General features: G+C 58.6%; 22 protein-coding genes. 9 read left to right on the top strand and 13 right to left on the bottom strand.

All coding sequences use genetic code 11. From position 1 onward, the window contains the following. Positions 1–89: 89 nt before the first annotated feature. From D3Y59_RS18795 to D3Y59_RS08765, 3 genes are all read right to left on the bottom strand, one after another. Positions 90–1,061 carry a hypothetical protein gene (locus tag D3Y59_RS18795; RefSeq protein ID WP_317127424.1) on the bottom strand — a complete coding sequence of 324 codons (972 nt, stop codon included), beginning with the start codon at positions 1,059–1,061 and terminating at the stop codon, positions 90–92. Between the two features lie 168 nt (positions 1,062–1,229). Continuing rightward, on the bottom strand, positions 1,230–1,598 hold the full coding sequence (locus tag D3Y59_RS08770; RefSeq protein WP_119444712.1) for a hypothetical protein: 369 nt from the start codon (positions 1,596–1,598) through the stop codon (positions 1,230–1,232). 110 nt (positions 1,599–1,708) lie between these two features. Beyond that, positions 1,709–2,908 (bottom strand): proline dehydrogenase family protein, encoded by a 1,200-nt coding sequence (locus D3Y59_RS08765; RefSeq protein ID WP_119444711.1) that lies wholly within the window; start codon positions 2,906–2,908, stop codon positions 1,709–1,711. Between the two features lie 156 nt (positions 2,909–3,064). On the opposite strand from D3Y59_RS08765, the gene D3Y59_RS08760 reads away from it, so the two are divergent. Further along, positions 3,065–4,147: a bifunctional 3-deoxy-7-phosphoheptulonate synthase/chorismate mutase type II gene (locus D3Y59_RS08760; protein WP_119444710.1), complete on the top strand. Its 1,083-nt coding sequence runs from the start codon at positions 3,065–3,067 to the stop codon at positions 4,145–4,147. A gap of 49 nt (positions 4,148–4,196) precedes the next feature. Here D3Y59_RS08760 and D3Y59_RS08755 read toward each other — a convergent pair whose 3' ends face one another. The 4 genes from D3Y59_RS08755 to D3Y59_RS08740 all read right to left on the bottom strand — a co-directional run bounded on the left by D3Y59_RS08755 (position 4,197) and on the right by D3Y59_RS08740 (position 6,074). After that, positions 4,197–4,658: a hypothetical protein gene (locus tag D3Y59_RS08755; protein ID WP_119444709.1), complete on the bottom strand. Its 462-nt coding sequence runs from the start codon at positions 4,656–4,658 to the stop codon at positions 4,197–4,199. Positions 4,659–4,665: 7 nt separating this feature from the next. Next, entirely contained in the window at positions 4,666–5,118 is a 453-nt protein-coding gene (locus D3Y59_RS08750; protein WP_119444708.1) for a hypothetical protein, read from the bottom strand. Next, positions 5,108–5,515 carry a hypothetical protein gene (locus D3Y59_RS08745; RefSeq protein ID WP_119444707.1) on the bottom strand — a complete coding sequence of 136 codons (408 nt, stop codon included), beginning with the start codon at positions 5,513–5,515 and terminating at the stop codon, positions 5,108–5,110. The genes D3Y59_RS08750 and D3Y59_RS08745 overlap by 11 nt, the downstream gene beginning before the upstream one ends. Before the next feature lie 70 nt (positions 5,516–5,585). Continuing rightward, positions 5,586–6,074, bottom strand: a complete 489-nt coding sequence (locus tag D3Y59_RS08740; protein WP_240410580.1) for a YdeI/OmpD-associated family protein — start codon at positions 6,072–6,074, stop codon at positions 5,586–5,588. 111 nt (positions 6,075–6,185) lie between these two features. On the opposite strand from D3Y59_RS08740, the gene aroB reads away from it, so the two are divergent. Together aroB and D3Y59_RS08730 are read left to right on the top strand one after the other, a co-directional pair. Further along, a complete protein-coding gene (gene aroB, locus D3Y59_RS08735) occupies positions 6,186–7,226 on the top strand; it encodes a 3-dehydroquinate synthase (RefSeq protein WP_119444706.1) in 1,041 nt (346 codons plus the stop codon). Between the two features lie 77 nt (positions 7,227–7,303). Further along, positions 7,304–8,548: a 3-phosphoshikimate 1-carboxyvinyltransferase gene (locus D3Y59_RS08730; RefSeq protein ID WP_162910653.1), complete on the top strand. Its 1,245-nt coding sequence runs from the start codon at positions 7,304–7,306 to the stop codon at positions 8,546–8,548. 108 nt (positions 8,549–8,656) lie between these two features. Here the strand turns inward: D3Y59_RS08730 and D3Y59_RS08725 are convergent, their stop codons facing one another. The 3 genes from D3Y59_RS08725 to D3Y59_RS08715 all read right to left on the bottom strand — a co-directional run bounded on the left by D3Y59_RS08725 (position 8,657) and on the right by D3Y59_RS08715 (position 12,430). Continuing rightward, on the bottom strand, positions 8,657–9,466 hold the full coding sequence (locus tag D3Y59_RS08725) for an ABC transporter substrate-binding protein (RefSeq protein WP_240410579.1): 810 nt from the start codon (positions 9,464–9,466) through the stop codon (positions 8,657–8,659). A gap of 136 nt (positions 9,467–9,602) precedes the next feature. Continuing rightward, a complete protein-coding gene (locus D3Y59_RS08720) occupies positions 9,603–10,673 on the bottom strand; it encodes a M42 family metallopeptidase (protein WP_119444705.1) in 1,071 nt (356 codons plus the stop codon). 188 nt (positions 10,674–10,861) lie between these two features. Continuing rightward, positions 10,862–12,430 (bottom strand): acyl-CoA carboxylase subunit beta, encoded by a 1,569-nt coding sequence (locus D3Y59_RS08715; protein WP_119444704.1) that lies wholly within the window; start codon positions 12,428–12,430, stop codon positions 10,862–10,864. A gap of 541 nt (positions 12,431–12,971) precedes the next feature. On the opposite strand from D3Y59_RS08715, the gene D3Y59_RS08710 reads away from it, so the two are divergent. The 4 genes from D3Y59_RS08710 to D3Y59_RS08695 are packed head-to-tail and all read left to right on the top strand — an operon-like array spanning position 12,972 to position 16,482. Beyond that, a complete protein-coding gene (locus D3Y59_RS08710) occupies positions 12,972–14,069 on the top strand; it encodes a DegT/DnrJ/EryC1/StrS family aminotransferase (protein ID WP_119444703.1) in 1,098 nt (365 codons plus the stop codon). Next, positions 14,060–14,758 (top strand): WbqC family protein, encoded by a 699-nt coding sequence (locus tag D3Y59_RS08705; RefSeq protein ID WP_119444702.1) that lies wholly within the window; start codon positions 14,060–14,062, stop codon positions 14,756–14,758. The genes D3Y59_RS08710 and D3Y59_RS08705 overlap by 10 nt, the downstream gene beginning before the upstream one ends. A gap of 45 nt (positions 14,759–14,803) precedes the next feature. Continuing rightward, a complete protein-coding gene (locus tag D3Y59_RS08700; protein ID WP_119444701.1) occupies positions 14,804–15,472 on the top strand; it encodes a class I SAM-dependent methyltransferase in 669 nt (222 codons plus the stop codon). A gap of 59 nt (positions 15,473–15,531) precedes the next feature. Next, on the top strand, positions 15,532–16,482 hold the full coding sequence (locus D3Y59_RS08695) for a glycosyltransferase family 2 protein (RefSeq protein ID WP_119444700.1): 951 nt from the start codon (positions 15,532–15,534) through the stop codon (positions 16,480–16,482). Positions 16,483–16,568: 86 nt separating this feature from the next. Here D3Y59_RS08695 and D3Y59_RS08690 read toward each other — a convergent pair whose 3' ends face one another. Both D3Y59_RS08690 and D3Y59_RS08685 read right to left on the bottom strand, forming a co-directional pair. Then, positions 16,569–19,160 (bottom strand): ATP-dependent Clp protease ATP-binding subunit, encoded by a 2,592-nt coding sequence (locus D3Y59_RS08690; protein ID WP_119444699.1) that lies wholly within the window; start codon positions 19,158–19,160, stop codon positions 16,569–16,571. Positions 19,161–19,229: 69 nt separating this feature from the next. Beyond that, the gene (locus D3Y59_RS08685; RefSeq protein ID WP_119444698.1) at positions 19,230–19,889 is read right to left on the bottom strand and encodes a WbqC family protein; all 660 of its coding nucleotides are present in this window, start codon (positions 19,887–19,889) and stop codon (positions 19,230–19,232) included. 130 nt (positions 19,890–20,019) lie between these two features. Here D3Y59_RS08685 and D3Y59_RS08680 point away from each other — a divergent pair, with 130 nt between their 5' ends. Together D3Y59_RS08680 and D3Y59_RS08675 are read left to right on the top strand one after the other, a co-directional pair. Further along, complete coding sequence (locus D3Y59_RS08680) at positions 20,020–20,904, top strand: hypothetical protein (RefSeq protein WP_119444697.1); 885 nt, start codon at positions 20,020–20,022, stop codon at positions 20,902–20,904. After that, entirely contained in the window at positions 20,901–21,803 is a 903-nt protein-coding gene (locus tag D3Y59_RS08675) for a lysophospholipid acyltransferase family protein (protein WP_119444696.1), read from the top strand. Before D3Y59_RS08680 ends, D3Y59_RS08675 begins: the two co-directional genes overlap by 4 nt. Positions 21,804–21,915: 112 nt before the next feature. Here D3Y59_RS08675 and D3Y59_RS08670 read toward each other — a convergent pair whose 3' ends face one another. After that, the gene (locus D3Y59_RS08670) at positions 21,916–22,545 is read right to left on the bottom strand and encodes an L-threonylcarbamoyladenylate synthase (protein ID WP_119444695.1); all 630 of its coding nucleotides are present in this window, start codon (positions 22,543–22,545) and stop codon (positions 21,916–21,918) included. Between the last annotated feature and the right edge of the window lie 55 nt (positions 22,546–22,600).

Here is a 22,600-nt window from a genome sequence, read left to right as displayed (position 1 = left end):
AGGTGCCGGGCGTGGCCCGCTATCATAGTAACAAAAAAGACCCCCCCGGTTGCGGGAGGGTCTTTTGGCAAGCCGACTTAAGTTATCGACTAGTAGTAGATACGGTCGCCGTTGTGGCGGCGGAACTCATCTTGGAAGTGACGGGCGTCTTCGTCGTTGCGCGGACGCACACCCATTACGATGCCGCCGTTCTTAATGTCGTGCTCGTACTCGGCAGCGCGCTCCTCCGGAATGCCCGAGCCTACCAGGGCGCCTACCAGGCCACCCGTGAGGCCACCGGCGCCGGCGCCGGCCAGTGCTGCGGCCAGCGGGCCGGCAATTACCAGGCCCAAGCCCGGCAGTGCTACCGAAGTACCGATGGCTGCGATAGCGCCGATTACGGCACCGGCAGTACCGCCGATGGCCGAACCTACGCCTGCGCCTTCCATGGCTTTGTTGCCCAGCTCAGAGTCGGGGGTGTGGTCGCCGAAGTGCGTCTTGCGCGTTTCGTCCGACATCATCAGGTTCACGTCGTCTTTGGTGTAACCGCGCGACGAAAGCGAGCTGTAAGCACGCTCAGCCGATTCACGGTCGCGGAACGTCGAGGTCAGGATGCGGCCCGACTGGTTGCTCGAGCCGTAGGTGCTGTCGTTGCCGGTTACGGCACGGGCAGCATCGCCGGCGGTGTTTTGCACGGCATCAACGCCGCGACCTACGGCAGCACCTAGGCCGCCAGCCATTGCGCCGCCTTTCTCGGTGGCGCTGTAATCGTGGTGTTTCTGGTCGGGGTCAATGCCGCTGTTTTGCGGAGTGCTGTACGACGACGACGAGCCCATGTTGCTGTTGCCCATCGACGAGCCCGAGTTGTAGTTGGCGCCGGTGCTCTGGTCGGTGCCCGAGCCGGTGTTCGAGGCGTTCGAGATGTTGCTGCTAGAGTTCAGGCCCGAAGAGCCCATCGAGCCGCTGCCCGAATGCTGAGTGCTGCCGTAGCCGGCGCCAGCGCCGGTACCTTGGTTGGCAGGATTGGTAGAAGAGCCGGTGCCGGGCGTGTTGCCCAGGTTCGAATTATTGTCGGTGTTCATTGTGGTGAGGTTGTGGTTGGGTGAAAAAGGAAGGGAAATTCACCAAGGCCTGTTGCGGTTAGCCACATAACAGACTCGATGGCTTCCTTAACGCGGCCTATCCACTTGAGGTTACACGACGGTATCCAAATAAAACTGTCGAGCATCCAAATGCCTCACCCCAAAGGGCTAACCGAACTGAGCAAAATTGTCGTCGTTGCGCCAAAAATCGCGGCAGGTAGTGCGCAATTCCTGCAGGAAATCGGGGTTTTGCTTCAGCTCGCGCCACGGCCCCATGCCCAGCCGCTCGCACAGCTTGTAAAAATTATCGCCCTGGCCTTTGGAGCCCTCCACCTTTACCAGGCAGCTCAGCACGGGGCGGCCGGCGGTGTATTCGGTTTCCGATATTTCGGCCAGGATTTCGTTCAGGCGGGCTTTTTCGTGCGAGATATCGAGGTTCAGCCCTAGCTCCGCTTCCTGCACTACCGTGAGGTAGCTGGCCGTACCGGTTTGGTGGCGCGAGTATTGGATAAGAAAGCGGCGTACGCGTGTAATCATGTTGCTGCTAAGATGTAGGAGAGAAGGCGAGGGGAAAATACCAAAAAAGCCCGTTGCGTTGGATACTTCCAAGACAACGGGCCTTTTACCAATAACTATGCCGCTGACTACTAGCGCACTTTGTTTCGGCGGCGCTCCATTTCGCGCTTGATTAACAGAAACTCGCGGCTGCTTTGGCCGGCAATGGCGGTGTTTTCGTCGGCGCGGCGCAGCAGGTAGGGCATCACGGCTTCTACGGGGCCGTAGGGCACGTACTTGGCCGTGTTGTAGCCGGCGTGGGCGAGGTTGTAGCTCAGGTTGTCGCTCATGCCGTAGAGCTGGGCAAACCACACGCGCTCGTCGTTGGGGGCCAGGCCGGCTTCGGCCAATAGCTCGGTGAGCAAGCGCGAGGAGGCCTCGTTGTGCGTGCCAGCGCAAATGGCCATGCGCTCGATGTGGTCGATGGAAAAGCGCAGCGTCTCGTCGTACAGCTCGTCGGTGGCTTGCTTGGTCGGGTTGATGGGGTTGCGGTAGCCGCGCTGCTGCGCCACGCGGCCTTCCTTTTCCATGTAGGCCCCGCGTACCAGCTTGGCGCCCAGGTAGTAACCCTCCCGCACGGCGTGGTCGTGGTCGGCCTTCAGAGCGTCGAGGCGGTCGTGGCGGTAGAGCTGGTAAGTATTCCACACAATGGCGCGCTCCTGGTTGTAGCGGCGCATCATGTCGCGGGCTATGTCGTCGATGGTATCCTGAAACCAGCTTTCCTCGGCGTCGATGAAAATGCGCACGGTTTTCTCGTGGGCGCGGCGGCACAGGGCATCAATGCGCTGCATGGCGCGGTCGTAAGACTGCTGCTCGGCAGGCGTGAGCGGCTGCTTGGCTTGCACCTTTTCGAGCAGCGCGCTATCGGCCACGCCCGTTACCTTAAACACCGAAAACGGAATGTGCGGGTGCCCGGCTGCCAGGTCGATGGTTTTCAGCAGCTCGTCGCGGGTGTGGTCGAAGCTGTGCTCGTTGCCTTCGCCCTCCACGGAGTAATCGAGGATGGTGCCGATGTTGAACTTGCCCAGCTCGGCAATTACCGGCTTGCACTCAGCAATGGTTTCGCCGCCGCAAAACTGCTTGAAGATGGTGTGCTTGATGATGGTTTTGCTGCCCGGCAAGCCCCAGCTCAGGGCCCGCTTCATCATGCCGCCGCCTAGGTCGACAAGGCCCTTGTTGTTCATGGCAGCAAACAGGGCGTACATCTGCTTTAGCTCGCCATCCGACTTGGAGGCGAAGGCTACGGCGGTATTATCGAAGGAAACGCTTGGGTGGGTTTGGGGCTCGGGCATGCGGGGTGGTAGCTTTGGGCTGCGAAGATAGCCACGAAACATCGTTTTGGGCGGCGCTGTTATCATAAGCCAGCATGCCGGTGGCGTGCTTAAAACCCCTAGGTGGCAACGGCGGTTCCGGCAAGCTGGAGCACGGCCCGCACGCCGCCCTCAGCCATGGAACTCGACACGTATTTTACCCGGTTGCTGGCCCGCAAAGGGCAGCCGCTGCTGCTGGCCGGCCCTTGCTCGGCCGAAACCGAAGAGCAAGTAATGGCCACCGCCCGCGGCCTGCAGGGGTTGGGCGTCGATTTATTCAGGGCCGGTATCTGGAAGCCGCGCACCCGGCCTGGCTCGTTCGAGGGCATTGGCGCGGTGGGCCTAAAGTGGTTGCAGCGCGTGAAGCAGGAAGCCGGCCTGGCCGTAACCGTGGAAGTGGCCACGCCGCGCCACGTGGAAGAATGCCTTGCGCACGGCGTGGATGTGGTATGGATTGGGGCCCGCACCACCGTAAACCCCTTTGCCGTGCAGGAGCTAGCCGAAGCCCTAGGTGGCACCGGCGTGCCCGTGATGGTGAAGAACCCCGTGAACCCCGACCTGGCTTTGTGGGCTGGTGCCCTGGAGCGCCTCGACCGCGCCGGCGTGCGCGATTTAGCGGCCATTCACCGCGGGTTTAGCACGGGCGCGCCCAGCAAATACCGCAACGCGCCTACCTGGGCCATTCCAATTGAGCTGAAAACGCGCTTTCCGGAGCTGCCGCTCATCTGCGACCCCAGCCACATCAGCGGCCGGCGCGATTTGTTGCTCCCCGTAGCGCAAAAGGCCCTCGACCTGGACTACGACGGCCTGATGCTGGAAACGCACCCCGACCCCGAAAATGCCTGGAGCGACGCCGAGCAGCAGGTAACGCCCTTCAGGCTGGCCGAAATGCTGCACGAGCTAAAGCACCGTTACCGCTCCACCGAAAACCTCGACTACCTGAACAAGGCCGAGGAGTTGCGCCATAAAATGGACGTGGCCGACCAGGAAATTATCGAGGCCCTGGCGCGCCGCATGGCTTTGGTGGAGGAACTGGCCGAGTACAAAAAGCAGAACAACGTCAAGATTCTGCAGCTCGACCGCTGGAACGAAATTTACCAAAGCCGCCCCGAATGGGCTGCCCGCCTGAACGTGAACGACAAGTTTGTGGCCGAGCTCTACAAGCTTATTCACATCGAGAGCATCCGGAAGCAAACCGAAATACTGCAGCGGCCGGAGTAGCGCCCTAGTTGCTGGGCGCTACTCCGGCCGCTGCAGCCGCCTGGTACGATTATTTGCCGGGAGGCGCGGTGGCCGTGGCGCGGGCGTAGGTTTCGCGCATGGGCCAGCAATTCATTACGTCCTTGTACATGGGTGTGCTCCAGCGCAGGGTATCCTGTTGCAATTCGTACGTCATGCCGCTGTTGCCTTGGCCGTTGCTTAGCGAGAGGTAGCGCAAGCCATCGGGTGCTTGCACGTTTTTCGGAAAGCCGCGGTGCTGGTAGGTGCCTTCGAGCGTGAGCGTGTCGTTGCGGTAGAGGCGCAGGCGGCCATCGGCCAGAAACTCCATGCTGCGCTTGGGCAGCAACCGCACGGGGTAATGTTGCTGGTGCTTGGGCACTACAACATCCCAGCGGCCGAGCAGGGCGGTGTCGGTGGGTTGCACATCGTCGGGTTGCTGCTGGCAACCCAAGGCCGCAAAGCACAAAGCGGCAATCAGCAAATCGCAGAAAAGCAGGGCAGATTTCGTCATATCGGAGTTAGTTGGCGTTGGCTGAAACCCAGCGGTAGCGCCGGATCACGCCGTCCAGGCAAATGTTGCCGTCCAGCGTCAGCTCGTCGCCTTTGATCTGGTAGGCGTAAGTAATGCCGGCTTTGGTGCCTTCGTCGAAGCGCACCAGCTGTACGGGCTCGAGCTGGGTGCAGAAGTTGCCGGTGGTGGGCCGCAGGCGAAACTCTTGCTTCAGCGCATCGGCGTGGTACAGGCGCACGGTGCTGTCGGGGGCAATGCGCAGTTCTTCGGGCGGTACCGTGGGGTTGGGCACCATGCCGCCCTTCACGCCGACTGGCTGCCACCGCCCAATCAGCGAGGTGGGTTGGGCGGTTTCGGCGTCGATGGAATGCAAATGGTTGCAAGCACCTAGGGCCAGCAGGCCCGAGGCAAGCAGCAGCGAGTGGGCGAGCTTGGGCAAGGCGGTGGGGTTAGCGTTCATACTGCGAGATGTAGCCATCGGCGGCTTCGTCGTAGAGGGTGAGGCGGTTTTCGGTAATCTCGAACGACTGCCCCAGCGAGTTTTTGCCGTAGCGAATGAGGTTGGGCGTGCGGTTGTCGGCAGGCGCGGAGGTGAAAAAGAGCGAATACGTGTCGGAATCGATGACCTTGCCGTCGCGCAGGCGGTAAAAGCTGCCGTTCGACTCGAAACGGATTTCCTCTTGGTAGCCCGTGTTGGCCGGCGTAAGGCGCACGCCCGCAATGCCGCCGGTGGTTTGTACCCAGCGCCAGGAGCCCTGCAATTGGGCATCGAGCGGGGCCACATCGCGGTCGGTGGAGCAGCCGGCGAGCAGCAGCACGGCGCTCAGCAGCCAGAAGAAACAGGTGCGTATGGGCATGGTTCGGTAGGTTTGCTACCACATGATGCCGCCCTAGGTGCGAAAGGTTGCACGCAGCAGCAAGGCCTGGTTATTTGCTTGGCGGCGAGGCCACGCCGGCCTCCAGCCGCGCCAGCGCCGCAACCATGCGGGCTACCTTGGCGTCGTCGGTGGGGGCGGCGCGCACCCAGTTCAGCCATGCGGTTTGTTCGGGTGGGCTAAGGCGGGCATACGTTGCTTCGGCCGCAGGCGCATCGGCCAGGCAGGCCAGCAAATCCTCGTCGGACACTGCCAGCGGCTGGGCCTCGGCGTAGAGCACCAGGCGCACCGTGTCGCCGGCTTGCTTGCCGATGATTTTGCGAACTTCCGCCTTCACGGGCAAAAAGCTGCGGCCGTTGCCCATTGGCATCAGGTTGCTGAGCGGCAGTTCATACGCATCGATGGAGCCGGTTACCTTGGCCAGGCCAAATGCATTGCGGCCGGGTATTGGCAGGGGCGGCAGCGGAGCGTACGTCCAGGCGCCTTTGCCCGAAAACTTTGCCAGGCGTATCTCGCCGTCGAAAAGCGCTTTCTGTTCCACTGCTGCTGATGCGCGGTTTGCGGTACTTCGGAAAAGCCCAGGCCTGCTGCTCGCGGCCTTGCTGGGCGCCAATGTAGGCTACTAACGCCAGAACCCTGAACTTTACGCCCCATGACTGACGCAATCCACATCGGCCCCGAGGCGCTGCCGGCGTTGGCGGCCCTGCTTAGCCGCCCCGGCACCACGCGCGTGGCCGTGCTGGCCGATACCAACACCGCCCGCCTGTGTTACCACGCCCTCAAGCCCCACTTGCCCGAAGCGCACCTGCTGATTGAGGTGCCCGCCGGCGAGGAGCACAAAACCCTGGCCACCAGCGAGCGGGTGTGGAGCGAACTGACGGAACACCGCTTCGATCGGCATAGCGTGCTGGTGTGCTTGGGCGGCGGCGTCATCTCCGACCTAGGCAGCTTTTGCGCGGCCCTTTACAAGCGGGGCATGCGCTGCGCGGTGGTGCCTACCACGTTGCTGGCGCAGGTAGATGCGGCCATCGGCGGCAAAACCGGCGTCGACTTTATGGGCTACAAAAACCACCTGGGCGTGTTTCAGCTGCCCGAGGCCGTGTGCATCGACACCGCGTTCCTAAGCACCCTCGACCCGCGCGAGCTGCGCGCCGGCTACGCCGAGGTGGTAAAACACTGGCTGATTGCCGATGCCGACGCCTTTGCTGAGCAGCGCCACCAAGGCTTGTTTGTGGAAGACTGGACGCCCGTGGTGCGCGAATCGGTGCGGATAAAGCAGCACATTGTGGCGCAAGACCCCACCGAGAAAGGCCCGCGCAAGCTCCTGAATTTCGGCCACACCGTGGGCCACGCGCTCGAGAGCTACTTGCTAAGCCAAGCCGGCCGCAGCATTTTGCACGGCGAGGCGGTAGCCGCGGGCATCATCTGCGAAAGCTGGCTGTCGGTGCAAAAAGGCCTGCTATCGGAGCGCGAGCTAAACCAGATCGGAACGTTCCTGTTCTCGGTATTCGAAAAAGTGCAGTTCGTAACGCTCGAAACCCAAGCCATTGCCGAGCTGGCCCTGCAAGACAAGAAAAACCAGGGCAGCACCATCAACTGCACGTTGCTCGAGGGCATCGGCCGCGGCGTGTACGACCAGCCCGTGAGCGTAGCCGAAATTGCCGATTCGCTGCGCTACTACCACCGGCTGTAACCGGGCCCACCGCCGCCTCCCGCGCGGCTAGCCTGTAAGTTTAACCTAGGGCGCTACCTTCGGGCGCTCCTCTGCTAATGCACCAACCAACTTTTCCCGATACGCTGTCGTTGCGCTGGCCCGGTGGCCCGCTGCGCGGCACGGCCATGTTGCCCGCCTCCAAAAGCGAAAGCAACCGCGCCCTTATCCTGCAAGCCTTGGCCGGTGGCGGCACCCTCACGCACCTTTCCGAAGCCAACGACACCCAACTGATGCGCCGCCTGCTGGCGCACCCCGAGGCCGAGGTGTTCGATGCCGAAGATGCCGGCACGGTGATGCGCTTCCTGACCGCGTACCTGGCTGTTACGGGGCGTCGTACTACGCTTACCGGCACCGCCCGCATGCTGGAGCGGCCCATTGGCGTGTTGGTTGATGCCCTGCGCAAGCTTGGGGCCAACATCGGGTACCTAGGGCGCGAAGGCTACCCACCGCTGCAGCTCAACGGCTTCGAGCCCGGCGCGGCAACTACGCTAGCCGTGCGCGGCGACATCAGCAGCCAGTTTATTTCGGCCCTCATGATGGTAGGGCCGCTTATTCCGGGCGGCCTCAACCTGCAGCTGACGGGGCACATTGGTTCGCGCCCTTACATCACCATGACGGCCAGCCTGATGCGCCACTTTGGCGCGCAGGTAGAGGTGCGCGACCGGGACGTGCGCGTGGCCCCCAAGCCCTATAAACCCGCCGATTATACCATTGAGGCTGATTGGTCGGCGGCCAGCTATTGGTACGCCATGGTGGCCCTAGGTCCGGCGGGGTCGCAAATACACCTGCCCGGTTTACGCCGCCAATCCTGGCAAGGCGACCAAGCCATTATGTACCTGATGGACCCGCTGGGCGTGCACACCGAGTTCGTGGCCGATGGCGTCATTCTTAGGCAGGCACCGGCCAAGGAGCGCGCCGGCCACGTGGCCATGAACTTCACCGACTGCCCCGACCTGGCCCAAACCATTGCCGTTACGGCTGCTGCCACCGGCGTAACCGTTGACATGGTAGGCCTCGAAAGCTTGCGCATCAAAGAAACCGACCGCATTGCGGCCCTGCAGAACGAGCTCGGTAAGTTCGGCGCATCGCTCACGGCCGAAGAGCGCGACATGTTTCGGGTATCGGCGCCGCAGCTGCACGTAAACGGCCAATCCGTTGCCACATACCACGACCACCGCATGGCCATGGCCTTCGCGCCGTTGGCGCTGCGCGGCAAAATAGATGTGGAAACCCCGGCCGTGGTGCGCAAATCGTACCCGTTCTTCTGGGAGGAGCTACGCCAAGCCGGGTTTAAGATGTAGCCACTGTAGCGCGGGCTTCAGGCCGCGTTTACAAAAACGGTGCTGATAAACGGTCTAACCTCAGCAACGATTTCGTTCCTGAAAACGCGGGCTGAAGCCCACGCTACATCATGCTACTTCGCTTTGTAACTGCTGAAAATACGCCGCGGTGTGCCGCAGCCGGCTGCCGTACCAGCTAAACAACTCGCCATCTACTACCAGCACTTGGGCGCTGGGGCAAATAGCTTGGAACTCCGCCACGTGCTTGTCCTGAAAGGGATACGGCTCCGACGACAGCAATATGACTTGCGGCGCGGCCGCGGCCAGCTGCTCGGCGCTGATTTCGGGATAACGACCTAGGGCCCCAAACACGTTGCGGAAGCCCGCACGGGGAAGCATATCGTCGATGAAAGTGCCCGCGGCGGCGGCCATGTAGGGCTTGCGCCAAATAAAGTAAGCGGCCGTAAGCGGTTCGGCAGCACTTGGCAAAGCCAGCAGGCTGTTGGCAATTTCGCTGGCCAAGCGTTCGGCGCGGGCTTGCGTGCCAGTAATCAGCCCCACCTGCCTCATCATCCGCAGCGAATCACCTAGGGTGAAGATGTCGCTCATCCACACGGGGTACTCAGCCGCCAGCTGTTCGATGCCCTCTTGGTAGTTCTCCTCCTTGTTGCCGATGATGAGGTCGGGCTTGAGCGCGGCTATTTTATCGAAGTGGAAGTTCTTGGTGCCGCCAATTACCTGGGCCTGCTGCCGCGCCTCCTGCGGGTGAATGCAAAACTTCGTGACCCCCACCACTCGCTCGCCCAGCCCTAGGTCGAACAGCAGCTCCGTTTGCGAAGGCACCAACGACACGATGCGCTGCGGCGGGTAAGGCACCACCACGCGCCGGTTCATCTGGTCGGTAACGGTGAGCGGGGTTTGGATGAGCGGCGGATGCATGAGCAGGCAAAGGAAGTAATTTGCTTGTCGTCCTGACGCAAGAAGGACCTTATCACGCCCGAACGACCTAGGATTAGGTAGTTACCGTCCGGCGTAACAAGGTCCTACGCTTAGCTCAGGATGACAGGAGCAAGGCTTATTTAAAGTAGCGGAAATCGTGGTTGTCCTCGATGCGCAGCAGCGTTTCGTAAATGAGGTTAATCACGTTTTGCACGTCGTCGTTGTGCACGGTTTCCACGGTGGTGTGCATGTACTTCAGCGGCAGCGAAATCAGGGCCGACGCCACGCCGGCGTTGGAGTAAGCAAAAGCATCGGTGTCGGTGCCGGTGGCGCGGGTGGCCGCCGCGCGCTGAAACGGAATTTCCTTTTGCTGCGCCGCCTGGATAATCAGATCGCGCAGGTTATTCTGCACGGCCGGCCCATAGGTAATTACCGGGCCTTTGCCGCAGTGAATGTCGCCCGAAGTTTTCTTCTCGTACATCGGCGACTGCGTATCGTGGGTTACGTCGGTGATGATGGCCACGTCGGGCTTGATGCGGTGGGCAATCATCTCGGCGCCGCGCAGGCCAATTTCTTCCTGCACCGCATTCACAATGTACAGGCCGAAAGGCAGCTTCTTGCCTTCTTCCTTCAGTTGGCGCGCCACTTCGGCAATCATGAAACCGCCAATGCGGTTGTCGAGCGCACGGCCCACCAAGTACTTGTTGTTCAGCTCCATCAGCTCGTCCTCAAACGTAACCACGGAGCCCACGTGCACGCCCATTTCCTCCACTTCCTCGCGCGACGAAGCACCGCAATCCAGGAAGATGGTTTCAACGGTCGGGGCTTTGTCTTGCTCCACTTTGCGCACGTGAATGGCCGGCCAGCCAAACACCGCCCGTACCGGACCCTTGGCCGTATGGATGATAACGCGCTTGGAAGGAGCAATTAGGGCATCGGAACCGCCGTTGCGGCGCAAATAGATATAGCCTTCCTTCGTGATGTAATTCACGAACCAGCTGATTTCGTCGGCGTGGGCCTCGATTACCACTTTGTACTCGGCCTCGGGGTTCACCACGCCCACCACCGTGCCGTAGGTGTCCACAAAGTATTCGTCGATGTACGGCTTGATGTACTCCAGCCACAGCTTCTGGCCTTCCTTCTCGAAGCCGGTGGGGGAGGGGTTGTTGAGGTATTGCTGAAGGAAGTCGAAGCTTTCTTTGCGCATATAAGAACGAGTGTGGGGACGCAGATGAAGAAGTGTTGGCAGGTGTGATGAAACGCTGCTGACAGCGGGAGGTTTCGGGGCGAGCAGAGCAGCCGCTTAAACGAGTTAAATAAAAATAAGCCTGTCAGGACAAAGAAGCGGTGCTATTCTACCGAACAGCACCGCTTCCTCCTCTTCAAGTATACCAATTACAACGGAATGTTGCCGTGCTTTTTGCGCGGCAGCTGATCCACTTTGTTTTCGAGCATTTTGAAAGCTCGAATCAGCTTTTGGCGCGTCTGCGCAGGCACAATTACTTCGTCGACGAAGCCGCGGTGCGCGGCGCGGTACGGCGTAGCAAACTTGCGCTGGTAGTCGTCAACCTTCTCCTGCAGCTTGGCCTCGGGGTTTTCGGCCTGGGCGATTTCGCGCTTGAAGATGATTTCGGCCGCGCCCTTGGCGCCCATTACGGCAATTTCGGCCGTGGGCCAAGCGTAGTTCATGTCGGCGCCAATGTGCTTTGAGTTCATCACATCATAAGCCCCGCCGTAGGCTTTGCGGGTAATTACCGTGATGCGCGGCACGGTGGCTTCGCAGAAGGCGTAAAGCAGCTTCGCGCCGTTGGTGATGATGCCGCGCCACTCTTGGTCGGTGCCGGGCAGGAAGCCCGGAACGTCCTCCAGCACCAGCAGCGGAATGTTGAACGAGTCGCAGAAACGCACGAAACGCGCTGCCTTAGTCGAAGCGTTGATATCGAGCACGCCGGCCAGCACCGCCGGCTGGTTGCCCACAATGCCAATGCTGCGGCCACCTAGGCGGGCAAAACCCACCACAATGTTCTCGGCAAAGTTCTGGTGCACCTCCATAAACGAATCCGCATCGATGATGCCGGTAATTACCTCGCGGATGTCGTAGGGCTGGTTGGGGTTTTCCGGAATAATGGCGTCCAGCTCGGGGCGCAGCTCTTCGCCCTGCGCTTCGTAGGGGTACACCGGGGCGGTGTCCTCGCAGTTCTGCGGCATGTAGCTCAGCAACTGCTTAATCTGCTGAATGCAGGCCACCTCGTTGGCGGCGGTAAAGTGCGTAACGCCGCTTTTGGTGCTGTGCGTGCTAGCGCCGCCTAGCTCTTCGCTGGTTACGGTTTCGTGCGTCACCGTTTTCACCACGTTGGGGCCCGTCACGAACATGTAGCTCGTGTTTTCCACCATCATGATAAAGTCGGTAATGGCCGGCGAGTACACCGCGCCGCCGGCGCACGGGCCCATAATGGCCGAAATCTGCGGTACCACGCCCGAGGCCAGCGTGTTCTTGTAGAAGATGTCGGCGTAGCCACCTAGGCTTACCACACCTTCCTGAATACGCGCGCCGCCCGAGTCGTTCAGGCCGATAACCGGCGCACCGTTTTTCATGGCCAGGTCCATGATCTTCACAATCTTCTCGGCGTGGGTTTCGCTGAGCGAACCGCCCAATACCGTGAAGTCCTGCGAGAAAACGTACACCAAACGGCCGTTTACGGTGCCGTAGCCCGTTACCACGCCGTCGCCTAGGTAATACTCCTTATCAAGGCCAAAGTCCTTGGAGCGGTGCATCACAAACTTGCCGATTTCCTCGAAAGAGCCCGGGTCCATGAGCAGGTCGAGCCGCTCGCGGGCAGTTAGCTTGCCCTTCTGGTGTTGGGCATCGATGCGAGCCTGGCCGCCACCCAGCAGGGCTTCGGCGTTCTTCTTTTCCAGTATTTCGAGTTTGCTCAGCGCGAGGTCGGCGTGCGGATCGGACATATGGTGGGAGAGGGTAGGCAGAAAGTCAAGTAAGAAAGGAGGTCAAAGGTAACCCGCGGGCACAAAAAAGCCGAACCTGTTTTTCTGGGACTGAAATTGTGAGATTAATGTACTAATCCACTCAATTCAGCATCATGGTAGTTCTTCTGACCAAATGAATTTAGCCACAACGCAGTGTGGTGTGGGCTGATACCCAAACAAGTGAACAAAAAACGGCCGGCTGCGCAAGCAGCCGGCCGTTCCGTTTTGCAGCCCTAGGTCAGCTTACTCGGCTTTGCCTTCGGGGGGCTTCCGGCGTTTCGGCCGGGCGCTCGTCGCTGGCGAGGTTAGGGGCTGGGTTGGGTGCTCTTAACCATTTAGAAATTTGCTTTTCTAATGCTGAGCGTTGCTGTGTCGACCTAGGAGAGCAGCAGTACAGGGTCATTAAAACATAAGCCAGAAAGTATATAAATTTGGCTGTTTGTTTGATTTCAGGTCGTTTCACTTCAGTACCGGAATTGTATCTTTCAATTTCTCGACGAAGCGTACGCGCCCAGCTTAAATGATTACAGTAACTAAAACGTTTCTGCCGCCGCTGGAGGAGTACCACAAGCTTCTGAACGGTATTTGGGAACGAGGCTGGCTCACGAACGAAGGCCCTTTGGTAGAACGGCTTGAGGAAGTGCTTAAGCAAGAGCTGGGCGTAAAGCACCTGTTTTTTGTCAGCAACGGTACCTTGGCCTTACAACTGGCAATCAAAGCCTTGGCTTTGAAAGGGGATATCATCACTACTCCGTTTTCATACGTTGCTACCACCAGCAGCATCGTTTGGGAAGGTTGCCGGCCAGTGTTCGTGGATATTTGCCCCGAAACATTGTGCTTAGATCCAGCCCAGATTGAATCCGCAATTACTCCCGACACCCGCGCCATTTTGGCAACGCATGTGTTCGGCACCCCTTGCGATGTTGAGGCAATTGCCCGCATTGCCAGCCGCCACAACCTACGCGTTATCTACGATGCCGCCCACGCATTCGGGGTGTCCCACCTAGGGCAGTCGGTCCTTAATTCCGGCGATGTTAGTACTCTGAGTTTTCACGCTACCAAGCTGTTTCATACCGGCGAAGGCGGTGCTGTGATAACTACCAATGATGAGTTGGCGCACAGGCTTAGTTACATGCGCAACTTCGGCCATAACGGCCCAAACCAATTCATTGGCTTGGGCATCAATGCCAAGAACTCGGAGCTGCATGCCGCCATGGGGCTGAGCGTACTGCCGTACGTACCGCAACTGATGCAGCGGCGCCAAGCCTTATCGGCCCTCTACGACGCGCTGTTGACACCCTTAGACCTGCAGCGGCCCATGTTGCCGGCCGGGGCTAGCTCCAACTACTCCTATTACCCGGTGCTATTTCGCTCGGAGGAGCAGTTGCTAACAGCTGTAGCTGCCCTGAACAGCCACGACATATATCCGCGCCGGTATTTTTATCCGGCTCTAACCAACTTGCCTTACACGCAGGGCGCAGCTGCCTGCCCGGTGGCCGCATCGGTGGCGTCGCGCGTGCTCTGCCTGCCTTTGTACTACGAACTGGCCGAAGCCCAAGTCGAGCAGATAGCCCAAATCATAACCGAGGTCTGCCAGCGAAAGGGGGTATGCGCATAGCCATCATGCAGCCTTACTTGTTCCCCTACGTGGGGTACTTCCAACTGCTGCACTGCGCCGATGCTTTCGTTCTGCTCGATGATGTAGCATTCATCAAAAAAGGCTGGATCAACCGGAACCGCATTCTGGTGAATGGCGCGGAGCACTTGTTTACCATACCCATAGCCAGCGGCTCGCAGAACAAGCTCATCAAGGATACTCACCTGCACACCGATCAAAAGTGCCGACGCAAAGTGCTGACAACCATTCGACAAGCATACAGCACGGCTCCCGGGTTGGCACGGTTCTTTCCGCTGATTGAGCATATCCTGCTTTCGTCCGAAACCGACTTAACAACGCTGGTACTCCGTAGCCTTCAACTGATTAACGATTACGTGGCCGCGCCGGTGCCATTGCTGCGCAGTTCTGCCATCGATAAAAACAATCAGCTAAGCGGCCAGGGCAGAATAATTGAACTTTGCAAACGCCTAGGTGCTACCGAATACGTGAACGCTTCGGGGGGAGTAGAGCTTTATGCATCTTCCGATTTTGCAAATGCCGGCATAGCCTTGCGGTTTCTGCAACCCAACCTGCAGCCTTATCCCCAGGGTACAACAGCTTTTGTGCCTGGCTTGTCCGTAATCGATTTGCTGATGCACAACACCCCCGAGCAAGCCAGGGCCATGTTTGGCCAGGGCACTTTGCGCTGATGCACTTTACACCCGTTCTATCGCCTAATAACCAAACCTGCAGCCATGACTCCATCAACCTCTGTCAATACCCAGCACCATATAATTGTCGCGCACTGCGAATCGTACTTGACTGCGCACGGCGACAACCACAAAGGCGTGGGTTGGCCAAATTACGACGACGCGCAACTTCGTTATCAGGTCATGCTTGACGGGTTATTGGCTGCTGTACCGGCAGGCCAACATGTTCGGCTGTTGGATTTTGGCTGCGGTCCGGCTCATTTCTGCGAGTTTCTGCAACAAGGGCAATACGCCAGCCGAATCGAGTACACCGGCCTCGACTTGTCGGAGAGATACTTAGCTCTTGCGCGGCAAAAATTCCCGGCTACTACCTTCTTGCAGCTTGATGTATTACAAGAGTCGGACGCGCTGCCAACATTCGACTATATTGTTCTGAACGGCATATTCACGCAGAAATGCTCAAATAGCTTCGAGGAGATGTGGGCATATTGCCAGGATATGTTGCGCGCGTTGTGGCCCAAGGCAACACGGGGCGTTGCTTTTAATGTTATGACCAAACAAGTGGATTGGGAGCGCGACGACCTATTTCACGTACCTATGGACTTGTTGGCCACGTTCTTGAAGAAAGAAATAACCCGAAATTTTGTCTTGCGGCACGATTACGGCCTGTATGAGTACACTACCTACCTCTTTCGAGAGCCGAATCGGTGGTAAGTCCTAAACCGAAGCCCGTGGAAAGCCAGTAAACCGGCCTTTTCGCTGCTACAAATCTTATGAGTACACCACTGGTGAGTGTGTGGTTGATTACCTACAACCACGAGCGGTATATAGCGCAAGCTATAGAAGGAGTTTTGATGCAGAAGACGAGCTTTGCTGTGCACTTGGTAATAGGGGAGGACTGCTCAACCGATAATACGCGAGCCATCGTAAAGGAATACAAGGCTCTTTACCCTGATCGAATAACGCTTTATTTGCCTGAGCGCAATATGGGTATGTTGCCCATTCTGCGGCCTACGTTTGCCTTGTGCCAAAGCAAATATGTTGCGATGCTCGATGGCGATGATTACTGGACTGATCCGCTGAAACTACAAAAGCAAGTGGATGCTTTGGAAGCAGATCCGGAACTTATGTTGGCCTACCATCAGGTGCAGGTTTCCGACGAAATAAACGGCACTACTTATCTAGCAGCGCAGCCCAAACACCCATTGCGGGTACTCACGCTAGAAGATTTCATACAGCCCAGCCATCCTGTCATCACGTTGTCGACGATGTTCCGGAATGTGTTCAACGGAGTGATGCCGGAGCTGTACTACGAATTGCCTTATCCGGACTTGGCTTTGTTTATCCTGTTGTTAAAAGAGGGCGGAAAAGCAGTTTACAACCCGGATAATATGGGCGTATACCGCATCCACGCAAAAGGAGCGTTTTCAGGGTTAGATAAGTACGCCCGTTTGGAACAGCGAATAACCTTCTTTACAAAGCTTAAACCTGAACTATCAAAATTACACCAGTGTCGGGTAGCCGAAATAATAGGCTTTCATTATTATGAATTGATGATGACAGCGCTGAGAGAGGGTAGCGTTGTTCAAGCTGCGCAATACTTCAAATTAATGTCGGGGTATAGCAGTGGGCTTATTAAAAATTCCCGTACGGTATGGCATGCTCTTTTCACCACAATGGTGCGCAATCTGAGCACTTTTTACCGTAAAACGGCAAGAGCATAAAGTGGTCGATTAGACGAAAGATATAAAAACAGAACGGCCGGCTGCGCAAGCAGTCGGCCGTTCTGTGTTTACATTCCTAGGTAAGCTTATTCAGCTTTGCCTTCGGGGGCTTCCGGCGTTTCGGCCGGGCGCTCGTCGCTGGCGAGGTTAGGGGCCTCGTCGCTCTTGTACGAGCTGAAGAGGAGCTCCTCTTTGCCTTCCTCATGGTCGGCTTTAATCACGTCGCCTTGCGTGAGCTGGGCCTTCAGTATTTCCTCGGCAATCGGGTCTTCGATGTACTTCTGGATGGCCCGGTTCAGCGGACGTGCGCCGTACTTCGGATCGTAGCCTTTCTCGGCCACAAAGTTCTTCGCAGCCTCGGTCAGCTCGATGCGGTAGCCCAGGGCCTGTACGCGCTGGCGCAGTTTGGCAAGCGAGATGTCGATGATCTTGAAGATGTCTTCCTTCTGCAGACCATTGAACACGATAACGTCGTCCAAACGGTTCAGGAATTCCGGCGCGAAGGTCTTGCGTAGGGCGCTGGCGATAGTGCCCTTCATCAGCTCGTCCATGTTTTCCTGGCGGGCCTTCGTGCCGAAGCCGATGCCCACACCGAAGTCAGCCAAATCACGTGCCCCGATGTTCGAGGTCATGATGATGATGGTGTTGCGGAAGTCAACCTTCCGACCTAGGCCGTCGGTCAGGATACCGTCGTCGAGCACCTGCAGCAACAGGTTGTAGACATCGGGGTGCGCCTTCTCAATCTCGTCGAGCAGGATTACCGAGTAGGGCTTGCGGCGGATTTTCTCCGTCAGCTGGCCGCCCTCTTCGTAACCCACGTAGCCGGGAGGCGCGCCCACAAGGCGCGATACGCTAAATTTCTCCATGTACTCCGACATGTCGATGCGCACCAGCGCGTCTTCCTTGTCGAAGAGGTAGGTAGCCAACACCTTGGCCAGCTCCGTCTTGCCGACGCCGGTCGGACCTAGGAACACGAACGAGCCGATGGGCTTCTTCGGGTCTTTCAGGCCCACGCGGGTGCGCTGGATGGCTTTCACGAGCTGGGCAATGGCTTTGTCCTGGCCAATTACTTTGCCCTTCAGCTCTTCGCCCATCTTCAGCAATTTCTCGCCTTCGTTTTGGGCTACGCGGCTCACCGGAATGCCGGTCATCATGGCGATTACCTCGGCCACGTTTTCCTCCTTCACGGTGTAGCGCTTCTTCTTGGTTTCTTCTTCCCAGTTGCGCTTGGCGGTGTCGAGCTGTTCGATGAGCTTCTTCTCCTTGTCGCGGAGCTGGGCAGCCTCTTCGTACTTCTGCGACTTCACCACGCGGTTCTTCTCCACCTTGATGTTCTCGATGCTTTCCTCGAGCTTCAGGATGTCTTCGGGAACCACGATGTTGTTGATGTGCACGCGCGCACCGGCCTCGTCCAGGATGTCGATGGCCTTATCGGGCAGGAAGCGGTCCGACATGTAGCGGTCCGACAGCTTCACGCACGCCTCAATGGCTTTGTCGGTGTACACCACGTGGTGGTGGTCCTGGTACTTGTCCTTGATGTTGTGCAGAATCTCAATGGTTTCCTCGGGCGTGGTCGGGTCTACCATCACCATCTGGAAACGACGAGCCAAGGCACCATCCTTCTCGATGTACTGGCGGTACTCGTCGAGGGTAGTGGCACCGATGCATTGGATTTCGCCGCGGGCCAAGGCCGGCTTGAACATGTTCGAAGCATCGAGCGAACCTGAGGCACCGCCGGCGCCCACGATGGTGTGCAGCTCGTCGATGAACAGAATCACGTCGGGCGACTTCTCCAGCTCGTTCATCACAGCCTTCATGCGCTCCTCAAACTGGCCGCGGTACTTAGTACCAGCTACCAGCGAGGCGAGGTCGAGCGTAACGACGCGCTTGTTGAAGAGCACGCGCGAAACTTTCTTCTGCACAATGCGCAGGGCGAGGCCTTCGGCAATTGCCGTTTTACCTACACCCGGCTCACCGATGAGAATCGGGTTGTTCTTTTTGCGGCGCGACAGGATTTGGGCTACGCGCTCAATCTCTTTTTCGCGGCCCACAATGGGGTCGAGTTTGTCGTCTTCGGCGAGCTTGGTTAGGTCGCGGCCGAAGTTGTCGAGCACGGGCGTGCGCGACTTTTCACCCGGCTTTTTGGCCGCGGCCGAGCCCGACGATTTGGACGAGCCAAACAGTTTGTCGTTGTCGTCGTCGTCGGTGTCGGAAGGGCCCGAGGTGGGGTTGTGGCTGGTGTTACCGTGGTAATCCAGCGAGTCGCGTACGGCTTCGTAGTTCACGTTAAACTTGCTCAGGATTTGGGAAGAAATGTTGTCTTCATCGCGCAGAATCGAGAGCAGCAAGTGCTCGGTGCCAATAATTTCGCTCTTGAAGATTTTGGCTTCGAGATACGTAATCTTCAGAACCTTTTCCGTCTGCTTCGTCAGCGGGATGCTGCCCGTTATACTGATACCTTGGGTGGCAGTGTTACGTGTAGCTTGTTCGAGAGCGTATTTCAGCTCCTCTACGGATACGCCGAGCTTCTTCAACAGCGCAATGGCAGTGCCTTCGCCCTCCCGAATCATCCCCAGCAAAAGGTGCTCGGTGCCTATATAGTCGTGGCCAAGTCGGATGGCTTCTTCCCGACTCAGGGAGATGACCTCCTTGACTCTATTTGAGAATTTCGCTTCCATGCAGATAAGGTGAGAAAGAATCCGGACGTGTACAAGGCTTGTATCTCCGGATGCAAATACTTAAACCGGCTATTCGGGCCAAAGGTTCGCCGCCGGCCAGGAGGCGGGCACGAGGTAGGTACCAGCCGCCGGACCCACGGCAAACAGCAGGTCCAGCACACTTAAGCCGGGTACAAACTCCGCACCAAAGCACTGCCGGTAAGCCCGCTGCAGCCCCGCGCCTGACGGGCTGTCAGGTAGTTGCTTCGGGCTCAGCCAATCCCGCCGATCGAGCACAAGTTCGGCCGGGTAGCGGGCTTGCCACTCGGCGGTATACTCAACGGGAAGAGGCAGACGCAGACACCGCAACAGCAACTGCAGCACGGCTAGGTTCAGATCAAAAAGCCTTTGGGGCTTACCTACGTAAATGTCGTGCAAATAGTCGGCGTAGTACTCAAAATAAGCGCTGCCGCCGTAGGCCGTTTGCAAGGTGCGCCAGTGGCGGTGAATCCAATTCTGGCGGTAATCTATTTCGAGCTCGTCGATGCGGACTTTTTCGGAGCGGTTGCCGTCGATTACCGGCACCGTAAGCGGCTGCACGCCTTGCGCCGTAACAATCAGGCAGCGGTTGCGGTACGTTTGCTTGCGGTAGTTTTCGTGCCGCTCGAGCAGCAGCGAATCGGCCGCGAGGAGCTCGGCAAAAAATGCGGCCGGCGGGCAGTAGGGCAGCTCAAATAAAACAGCTGGCATGGCAGGGGAGGGGCGGCGTTACCTAGGGAAAGGGCGAAAGTACAACCCGAAGGTTGCGGCCCGGTTGGGCACTACGGCCAGCTTTTTGCGTTGTAGCGGCGTACCACTCATTTCTGATGCTTTTTTGCCCATGCGTTTTCGCTTACTGCTGCCGCTTTTGCTGGTACTACTTACCGCCGCTGCCCGCGCCGCCACGCCCACGCTGCTGCTCGATGTGGCCCGGTTTAAGACCCTAGGTGCCAATACTTATGAGGTGGAAGTGTATGCCACCGTGCCCGGCAACGGCCTCACATACATGCGCCGCGCGCCGGGCAGCTTTCAGGCTGCGGCGGTGGTTACGCTGCAGGTGCTGCGCGCCGATGGCAAGCCCGCCCACTCCGAAACCGTAACGCTGAAACCGCCCGTAATCAGCGACACCACGGCGGCCCTGAAAAACCCGCAAAGCTTTTTGAAACGCCTGACGTTGCCCGCCGGGCAGTACACGCTCCGGGCCGAGCTGCGCGACCAATACCGCAAAGGCACGCCCACCGTGGTTGAGCAACCATTAACACTCAATTACCCAGCTGCCACACCGGTGCTCAGCGACATCGTGTATTTGAGCAAAGCCGCCAGCCAAACCACGGCCCAAACCAATTTTACGCGCGGCGGCTACCTGCTTACGCGCGCTGCCGCTGGCAACTACGGCCGCGGCGCCGATCAGCTGTATTTTTACTTGGAGCTCTACAATGCCACGCCCGGCCAGGCGCTTAAGCTGCACTACCACGTGGAGTCGGCCGAGGGGTTTGCCGCCGACGCCGATGCGCCCCTAGGTACGGCCAAGGCTGGCAGGCCAACGGCCGTAGCAGGCGAGCTGCCCCTAGGTGGTTTAAGTGCGTTGGGCATCAACACCGACGGCGAGTACACCCTAACCGTTGAAGTGCGCAACGCGGCCAACAAAGTGCTGGCTTCGCGCTCGGCAAAGTTCCGCCGCAGCAGCGCCGAATACGCGCCCGGCGGTGCATCTTTGCCCCGATGAATCACCCGAAGCCCACGCGCCGCGATTTTGCGTGGTATTACCTCCCGCTCGAGTGGCTGCTCCTAGGTCTGTCGAGCCTGCCGATGCCGGTGCTGTACCTGGTAGCCGATGGCTTTTACCTGCTGATGCGCTACGTGCTGCGCTACCGCCACCAAGTGGTGTTCGGCAACATCCGCAACTCGTTTCCGGACAAGCCCGAAGCGTGGGTGCGCGACACTGCCCACGGCTTTTACCGCCATTTTGCCGATACCATCGTCGAGATTCTGAAAATGGCTACCATCAGCCCGGCTGAGTTTAACCGGCGCGTGGTGATAACCAACCCCGAGCTCGGCGACGCCTACTTTGCCAAGGGCCGTACCATCATGACGCTGGGCTCGCACCACGGCAATTGGGAGTGGATTGCCCCGACCGGCGCACAGCGCTGGCCCGGCAAGGTCGATGGGGTGTACAAACCCCTAAGCAACCCGTTTTTCGAGTACTTCGTGTACCGGCTGCGCACCCGCCTGGGTACCGGCCTTATTCCGATGCGCGAAACCTTGCGCGACATGGAGGCCAACCGCGGCCAGGTGCGCTCGTTGTGCATGCTCTCCGACCAATGCCCGCCCAAAAGCAAGTATGCCTACTGGACGCGCACGCTCAACCAGGACACGGCCTTCTTCACGGGTTCCGACCGCCTGGCCGTGCAGTACAACTGCCCCGTGCTCTACGCCAGCATCCGGAAAGTGCGCCGCGGCTATTGCACCATCACGCTGGAGGAAATTTACGACGGTTCGGCCGAGCTGAACCTAGCCGAGCACCCCATCACCGAGGCCTTTGCCCGCCGCATCGAGCGCGACATCATGGAGCGGCCATCGGAGTACCTGTGGTCGCACCGCCGCTGGAAACTCCAGAAAAGTTAATGAGTTGGCGAGTGTTGAGTTTAAGAGTTGGGTAGGGGAAGAGTTGATACGTTTTTCACTTTCTAACTCAAATTCCGTCAACTCTTAAACTCAAAACTCCCTAACTCATTGACTACAAATACTGCTCGATGTCGCCGGCGCCGGCGCGCACTACCTCGTAGTCCTCGGTGGTGCAATCGACTACGGTGCTGGCCACGTTGTTGCCAAAGCCGCCGTCGATGACCAAATCAACCAGGGGGCGGTACTTCTCAAAAATCAGCTCGGGGTCGGTGCTGTATTCGATAATGCTATCGTCGTCGTGAATGGAGGTTGACACGATGGGGTTGCCCAGCTCGCGCACCAAAGCCAAGGCAATGGCATTGTCGGGCACCCGAATGCCCACGGTTTTGCGCTTCACGCCGCCGTATTTAGGCGCTTTCGAGCTGGCCTCGAAGATAAATGTGAATGGCCCGGGCAGCGCTTTTTTCAGCAGCTTGTAAGTGGGCGTGGTGATGCCGTTGGCGTAGTCGCTGATGTGCGACAAATCGGAGCAGATAAACGACAGATTGGCTTTATCGGGCTTCAGGCCCCGAATGCGGCACAGCTTCTCCACGGCCCGCTGGTTGGTGATGTCGCAGCCAAGCCCGTAAATCGTATCGGTGGGGTAAATGATGATGCCGCCCTGGCGTAGCACCTGTACAGCTTGCTGAATTTTATTGAGGGGCGGGTTGTCGGGGTGAATGCGCAGCAGGGTAGCAGCCATAGCAGGTTGGGGGCGTTAGTGAGGGAAAGGCGGCTTAGTTACACAATACCCGTAT

This window comes from Hymenobacter oligotrophus, assembly GCF_003574965.1.
Taxonomy (GTDB): domain Bacteria; phylum Bacteroidota; class Bacteroidia; order Cytophagales; family Hymenobacteraceae; genus Solirubrum; species Solirubrum oligotrophum.
The sequence above is the reverse complement of the archived record's forward strand: the minus strand, read 5'-3'. Positions and strand labels throughout refer to the sequence as shown.